Source organism: Dyadobacter sp. (assembly GCF_039919315.1).
In the GTDB taxonomy this organism is placed as follows: Bacteria; Bacteroidota; Bacteroidia; order Cytophagales; family Spirosomataceae; genus Dyadobacter.
The window spans coordinates 117,055-123,644 of record NZ_JBDSFX010000046.1; the positions used below are offsets into that span (position 1 = coordinate 117,055).

The 6,590-nt window shown below is 44.7% G+C and carries 6 protein-coding genes and 1 pseudogene; 4 read left to right on the forward strand and 3 right to left on the reverse strand.

Going from position 1 to position 6,590, the window contains the following annotated elements:
• Positions 1-17: 17 nt before the first annotated feature.
• Both ABIO93_RS12560 and ABIO93_RS12565 read left to right on the forward strand, forming a co-directional pair.
• Complete coding sequence (locus ABIO93_RS12560) at positions 18-764, forward strand: GLPGLI family protein (protein ID WP_348068070.1); 747 nt, start codon at positions 18-20, stop codon at positions 762-764.
• A 199-nt stretch (positions 765-963) separates the two neighbouring features.
• A complete protein-coding gene (locus ABIO93_RS12565) occupies positions 964-1,851 on the forward strand; it encodes an OmpA family protein (RefSeq protein ID WP_348068072.1) in 888 nt (295 codons plus the stop codon).
• Positions 1,852-1,908: 57 nt separating this feature from the next.
• Here the strand turns inward: ABIO93_RS12565 and ABIO93_RS12570 are convergent, their stop codons facing one another.
• Together ABIO93_RS12570 and ABIO93_RS12575 are read right to left on the reverse strand one after the other, a co-directional pair.
• Entirely contained in the window at positions 1,909-2,589 is a 681-nt protein-coding gene (locus tag ABIO93_RS12570; RefSeq protein WP_348068074.1) for a response regulator transcription factor, read from the reverse strand.
• Between the two features lie 10 nt (positions 2,590-2,599).
• Entirely contained in the window at positions 2,600-4,258 is a 1,659-nt protein-coding gene (locus tag ABIO93_RS12575; protein WP_348068075.1) for a T9SS type A sorting domain-containing protein, read from the reverse strand.
• 161 nt (positions 4,259-4,419) lie between these two features.
• On the opposite strand from ABIO93_RS12575, the gene ABIO93_RS12580 reads away from it, so the two are divergent.
• Positions 4,420-5,373, forward strand: coding sequence for a threonine/serine dehydratase (locus ABIO93_RS12580; protein WP_348068077.1), 954 nt, complete (start codon positions 4,420-4,422; stop codon positions 5,371-5,373).
• A gap of 148 nt (positions 5,374-5,521) precedes the next feature.
• Positions 5,522-6,001 (forward strand): hypothetical protein, encoded by a 480-nt coding sequence (locus ABIO93_RS12585; protein ID WP_348068078.1) that lies wholly within the window; start codon positions 5,522-5,524, stop codon positions 5,999-6,001.
• Between the two features lie 287 nt (positions 6,002-6,288).
• On the opposite strand, the pseudogene ABIO93_RS12590 reads toward ABIO93_RS12585, so the two are convergent.
• Positions 6,289-6,590: pseudogene (locus ABIO93_RS12590) on the reverse strand (PD-(D/E)XK nuclease family protein); the annotation flags it as partial.

Below are 6,590 nucleotides of genomic sequence, written 5' to 3' on the forward strand. Positions count from 1 at the left end.
CATTCGAAAAAGAACCTATGAAATCAGTTGCCTTATTAATATTCACGTTTCTAAGTTTTGCTGCGCTGGGCCAGAAAATGGAGGGAGAGATCACCTACGAAAAGGTTTCCCATTGGTCACGCATCAATGACGAAATGACCTATCTAAGCAAGGAGGAAAAGGACCGGGCGAGCACAACCTGGGCAAATAATGATGAAAACAAGCAGGAAATGACTCTTCTGTTCAATGACAAGCAGAGTTATTACAGTTATCCGAAAGTCGATGAGTTATCAGAAGGCGGTTATTCCTGGCGCAAACAGGAGTTCAAAAGTTACAGGAATTTCGAGAACGAGAAGATGACTGACATCATTGAAATGCTGGGCAAAGTTTACATCATCGAGGATTCGTTGAAAGCGCCGAAATGGAAAGTGATGAACAAAATTAAAGAAGTTGCAGGCTACATGTGCATGATGGCAGTCACTGAGGATACGCTGAAAAAGCATACAATCACAGCCTGGTTTGCAGATAATATTGCGGTTTCAGGAGGCCCGGAGTTCTATTCCGGGTTGCCTGGAATGATCCTGGAACTCGACATAAATAATGGAGCAGTAGTTACAACAGCCAAAGTGATCAAGCTGAGACCGGTTACAGAAGAGGAACTGGCCCTGCCCAAAAAAATGAAAGGAAAAAAAATCAATAACCAGAAATATGTGGAACTGATTGAGGCGCACATGCGCGATAGCATTAAGGCGCATCGCAATCCATATTGGTCTATGCCCTACTAATCAGGGTCTAAACTTGCATTTCTAATGCTTTTCTAATTTTTTAAGGGAGGATTGTCTGGAACAATCTTCCCTTTTTTTGTACCTTTGCGACTTGAATGGGGGCGTGCCCGTTGAGGTTTGGCTCGATATTTTTAACTTTTCTTTTACTTACCAATTTCTATAACTTAACTCTGTTGATTTTAATTAACCACCCTTTATTATGAAAAAAACGCTTTTAGCCGTTGCAATGCTCTTTATCTTGGGCTCATGCGCGAGCAAGAAAAAGTTGCTTACCGCGCAGAAACAAGCCAATGAAATCCAGATCCAACTGGACAAAGCAAGAGCTGACCTGAATGATTGTGATAGCAGAACTGCTAGTTTAAATAATGATTTGAAGGCCAAAAACGATGAGCTTACCAGCAAAAACGCCAAAATGAAGGAGCTGGAAGATCAGGTTGAATTTTTGAAGAAAAATAATAACAACCTGTTGGATCGTATGTCTGATCTTTCTGTGATCAGTAAAGAAGGTTCGGAAAGTATCAAAAAATCATTGGCTATGATGGATGCACAAGGCACCCAGATCCGTGATTTGAATTCAAGCATTCAGAAAAAAGATTCTTTGAACATGGCGCTCGTATTGAACCTGAAACGTTCATTGGCAGATGTTAGCGACGAAGATGTTCAAATTGAAGTGAAAAAGGGTGTTGTATATGTATCCCTTTCTGATAAAATGTTGTTCAAATCGGGAAGCTCTGTGATTAACACACAAGCTGAGATCGTATTGGGCAAGGTTGCTAAGATCTTGAATGACTACAAAGAGATCGAAATTTTGATCGAAGGTCACACGGATAATGTGCCTATTGCTACTGATAAAGTGTCTGATAACTGGGATTTGAGCGTTTTGCGTGCCACTTCCGTTGCGCGTACATTGCAAAAGAAATATGGTGTTGAGCCAGTTCGTATGATCGCTGGTGGCCGTGGTGAATATTTACCCAAAGTGGCAAACGATTCAGCTCCTAATCGCAGCCTGAACCGTCGTACCGAGATCATCATTACTCCGAAATTGGATCAGTTCTTCAACCTTTACACGCCAAACGCTGGTAAATAAGGTTGATTGAGTAAATATCAAGTGAAGGCCCGTCAGCAATGATGGGCTTTTTTTATGTCAGACAATCCGCTTTTTGATGGCTAACGACACGGCCTCCGTGGCAGAATGGACGTGCAGCTTGTCGTAGATTTTCTTAATGTGTGACCGAACCGTGTCAATGCTGATATTCATTTCAAAACCGATCATTTTGTAACTAAAACCATTGACCAGAAGCTGCAAAAGCTCAGTTTCCCTTTTGGAAAGGTCGTAATTCTCTTGCTCCTCGTTTTTGGCGACAGGTACCATCTGCAACACTTTTCGCGCTACGGAACCCGTCATCGGTGCCCCCCCGCTCATGACGTCACGGATGGCCGTGGGGATTTCGTCACTGGCGTAACGTTTCAAAATGTAACCCGACGCTCCGGCACATATCGCATTAAAAATGTTTTCGTTATCGTCAAAAACAGTCAGCATGATCACCGGGAGATGCTCATTCACCTTCCGGATCAATTTTACGGCCTCGACGCCATTGATTTCAGGCATATCAATGTCCATCAGGATTACATCCGGCTCGAACTCCCGAATGTCCTCTATCACTTTTTTGGCAGACGATTTTGCGGCAAGCAAGTTCAGGTCCTCATGGTCGGTGATCAATGCTTCCATACTGATCCTCAGTGCCTCATTGTCATCATAGATCAGGATATTGGCAGTTTGCATATCAGGCAGATCAATTAGCGGATAAAAGAATGGGTTATTCATAAAGCTAGGTTTATTTTATGATGACTTTGTGGGTTCGAATCAAATTTTTATCCTGAACCTGCAAAATGTAAATCCCGGCTGGCATTATATCCAGAGGTTGTAATGAAATCGTATTTGGCGACTCTTTTTCGGTCTTAAATCGAATGCTGGAACCGGATATGCTGATCAACTTGATTTTGGCAGCGTCTGCATCATCCACCCGTATTTTGAATCCTGCTGCCGTGGCTGGATTGGGGTAAGTGCCATACTCCCCCTGATCTTGATTGCCGCCCAGGTTCGACACTTTTTCTTCGGCGGAAAGTCTGCTTGAACCGGTGGTGGCCTGAAATATTCCGAAGCTTTCCCAGGTACTGGCATTGTAAACGTAGCTGTATGGTACTGTTGCAGTTGGTATGCCTTCTGATCCGGTCATGGCCCATGCGGTTTCGGTTCTACGGTCTACACGGACCCTGGCGGAATGATTAAATCCTGCTGATTCATCAGCAGCATACCAATAAGCCTGATGAAGCCAGCGCGGCGTGTCTGGCCCACGAACCACGCTAAGGCTCCTGGTTTGATATAATACGTTCACATGTGGCGTCGCGGAAAATAGCGAAGCATTGTATTCTGCGCGAGCCATGAGCTGTACACTCCAGCTGGTAGTAGTATTGGATATTCTTAAAGGAGTGTAAGAGTTTTCAGAGGATCCGATTGGAAAGTATCTATTATAGGTGCTCCCGACATTATTGGCCGGCAAAACCAAATAACCAGTGCCATTTGTTACGACGTAGCGATCCACAGCGGCACCCAATATCGTTTGGCAGGATAAAATATAGTTGTCCAGGACGATTTTTCCTTTTACAAACTGGGTTTCACAAGCAGCTGCCGACGGGATCGAGAAAAAACCAAAAGGTGAAAGAAGGCTTACACCATAAGGATTGTTGATAATGGCACGCTGCATTCTAATCCAAACACCTCGCTCGCTGTTTGACTGCAAAGTTTGACGCGCGTTCCCAGCCATTTCCAGGGAATATATCTCAATTCGTCCTGAAACACCTACATCCAGATTTCCATTCAATTTCAGCCGGGCAACGGATGTGGAACCGGTAAGGCTGTGCCCGTCGTATGGAAATGTAGCCACCGAGTTAACCTTTAAAGTATGGCAAATTGCCTCCATGTCCAGCTGGACGTCGCTATTGATCGTTACATTATCGTAGGCGCGTGGGAGAATTCCCGAAGACCAGGTTGTGGGGCTACTCCACCGGCAGCGGTCACAGGTGGAGGTCTGTTCAATCGTTTCGTATACACTCATGGGCGTGTACAACCCCAGCGGATTTCCATAAGGGTATAGTACAGACCACCCTTTGCCTGGTGGATAAGTACCTGTAAAACTGCTGGTTGCAACGGTTACCCGCGTCGAAGCCCCGGAAACTATCTTTGTAACACTGATTTCCCAGCGCGCAGCCAGACTATTCCAGCTGATTATGAGTGGTTTTAAGAAAACACCGTCGGTCCTGTCCGACTGGAATAGCAAATGCCCCGTGGTGGACGTTTTGTAATATTTGTAACGGCCATTGATAATGTTATTAGCACCAGGATAACCTTCCACTGCAACATCAGCGATGACCGGACCTGCGACGCAGGTTAGCGAGTAGACGGTAAGGAACAAAAATGTAAATAATGTTTTCATTGGGATTGTGTTTTAAGACCAGGACAAAGTTGGCGCTTTGCTGAGCTCATATCAATCGCATGATGATGTGGTTTTAGGGTATTACCTTTGCGGTGGAACCTTATGCTTTTTGGCACATTATTATAAAATTGAAGGAAATAATTACAAATAAATTGGGTAAAATGTCAGATACGGCACCTGTTAAAGAGACAATTGAAGCTGCGCATCAGCTTGTGGCGCCGTTTATTCACCGGACGCCCATCGTTACCTCCCGTTTTTTGAATCATCTGACCGGAGCAGAGCTGTTTTTTAAATGCGAGAATTTGCAGAAAATCGGTGCGTTCAAAGCCCGGGGTGGCCTTAATTCCATCCTGATGCTACCCGACGAGAAGCTCAAAAACGGTGTTGTCACGCATTCCTCCGGCAACCATGCCCAGTCTATTGCGTTTGCTGCCGCCAAGGTAGGAGCTAAGGCCTACATCGTAATGCCTGAAAACTCACCGCGGGTGAAGGTCAGCGCAGTGGAGGATTATGGTGCCGAGGTAACTTTTTGTAAAAATACACCGGAAGCCCGGCAGGAGGCTGTCGATCAGATCATTGCGCAAACCGGAGCTACATTTATTCATCCCTTCAATAATTACCAAGTCATTGCCGGCCAGGCCACTGCGTCCAAAGAACTGATTGAAGACGTGGGTACGCACCTGGACGTGATCATAGCGCCGGTAGGAGGTGGGGGACTGCTGAGTGGTACTGCGCTCACCGCCCACTACTTTTCGCCGGGAACAAAAGTGTATGCAGGCGAGCCCGAAGGCGCTGCGGACGCGGTACTGTCATTCAGGAGTGATAAAATTGAAAAAGCACCTTACATTAATACCATCGCCGATGGGCTGCTTACCTACCTGGGTGACAAAACCTTCCCGATCATTAAGTCGCATGTGACAGATATTCTGGTGGTTTCAGATGAAGAGATCATAGCAGCAATGCGGTATTTGTGGGAAAGGATGAAATTGGTGGTGGAGCCTTCGGGAGCGGTCTCGCTGGCTGCTGTTTTGAAACATAAAGAACATTTTGCCGGCCAAAAAGTAGGTATTATCATTTCCGGGGGCAATGTGGATTTGGGGAAATTGCCGTTCTGAGTGGCAAGGTAGTGCAAGCAAATTCTTGCGCTCAGACAAAATTCAGGGCATTTAATATGCGCTTCGCCTTTCATTGCCGTTATAGTAGAAATTGTCTGGAGCGTATTTTTTATTGAAATAGTAAATCGTTTACACTTAAAGTTGAAGTATGAAAAAGTTGATTTTTTGTTGCCTGGTCGTTTTGATGGGTTCCTGCAAGGATAAAAGTAAGGATGTAGAACCTGAAACTGATTTTGCTCCGGAATTTGTGGGAAAATATGAGACTACAACTATCGCACCCGGTACCGTGGCAAAACAAGCCTGGGATGTAACGGTGAAGGAAAAAAATCAGCTGAACATTTTGTACAATAAAAGTTCAGAGGTGAAAGTTGCCGGTAGTAGTGTTACGTTGGATCAGGAGTATTCGCTGGTCAATGTGAAAACCACTTCTAAGGAGGTTTTCGAAATCAACGAGGTAGTGGATGTGAAGCAGAGCAACGGGAAAGCATTGCAGCAGAAAGTGGAGGGAATTGCTACCAAAACGACAAATGCAGCCGGTGTTCCTCAGATCAACATTACGATCAAGATGAGCGACCCGGGTACTGGTTCGGTAGCTACTGAGGAGTATTTGGAATTCAAGAAGAAATAGAGCTGAAATATACATCAAAAAAGCGATTGATATCCTCAATCGCTTTTTTGATGTACGACGGTTTATGCAACCGAAGGGTCTTTGGACATACTTTGTAGCCTTTCAAAAATGGTGATCAGCGGGAATGCTATTCCCATTACCAGACATGTAATACAGAACGCCGCGAGCCAGAGAATAAAGAGGGTTAATTTTGCCAGAACGATCATTGCTTCCTATTTTTTATTAGAAAGATTACTTTCCTGAATGTTTGGTTGCAAGGGTGTTACGTTATTTTTTCAACGTTTTAGTCAGCGCCCGCAGATGCCTTTGAAGTCGCAATATTTGCAGGTGTTCAGGTCGTCAGTTTTACGGAAAGGAACATCTGGATCTAGCAGAACATTCAGGATATCGGTCAGGATAACTTCGGATTTAATGATAAAATCTCGCGGGGCCAACTCTTCTGTCAATTCTAATGGGTTGGATATCAAATTCTTCGGGTCGCGGAATGAGTAAAATCCGGATTTTACCGCATATTCGCCGAAGTTGTAAGTCTGGCTTTTTAATTTCAACCCGTTTTCGTCCAGCATTTTGCGGTACATCAGGTACTCGT

Coding starts and splice junctions, on each gene's coding strand:
- ABIO93_RS12560 (WP_348068070.1), top strand. CDS start 18: ATGAAATCAGTTGCCTTATTAATATTCACGTTTCTAAGTTTTGCTGCG.
- ABIO93_RS12570 (WP_348068074.1), bottom strand. CDS start 2,589: ATGAATAACCCATTCTTTTATCCGCTAATTGATCTGCCTGATATGCAA.
- ABIO93_RS12575 (WP_348068075.1), bottom strand. CDS start 4,258: ATGAAAACATTATTTACATTTTTGTTCCTTACCGTCTACTCGCTAACC.
- ABIO93_RS12580 (WP_348068077.1), top strand. CDS start 4,420: ATGTCAGATACGGCACCTGTTAAAGAGACAATTGAAGCTGCGCATCAG.
- ABIO93_RS12585 (WP_348068078.1), top strand. CDS start 5,522: ATGAAAAAGTTGATTTTTTGTTGCCTGGTCGTTTTGATGGGTTCCTGC.
- ABIO93_RS12565 (WP_348068072.1), top strand. CDS start 964: ATGAAAAAAACGCTTTTAGCCGTTGCAATGCTCTTTATCTTGGGCTCA.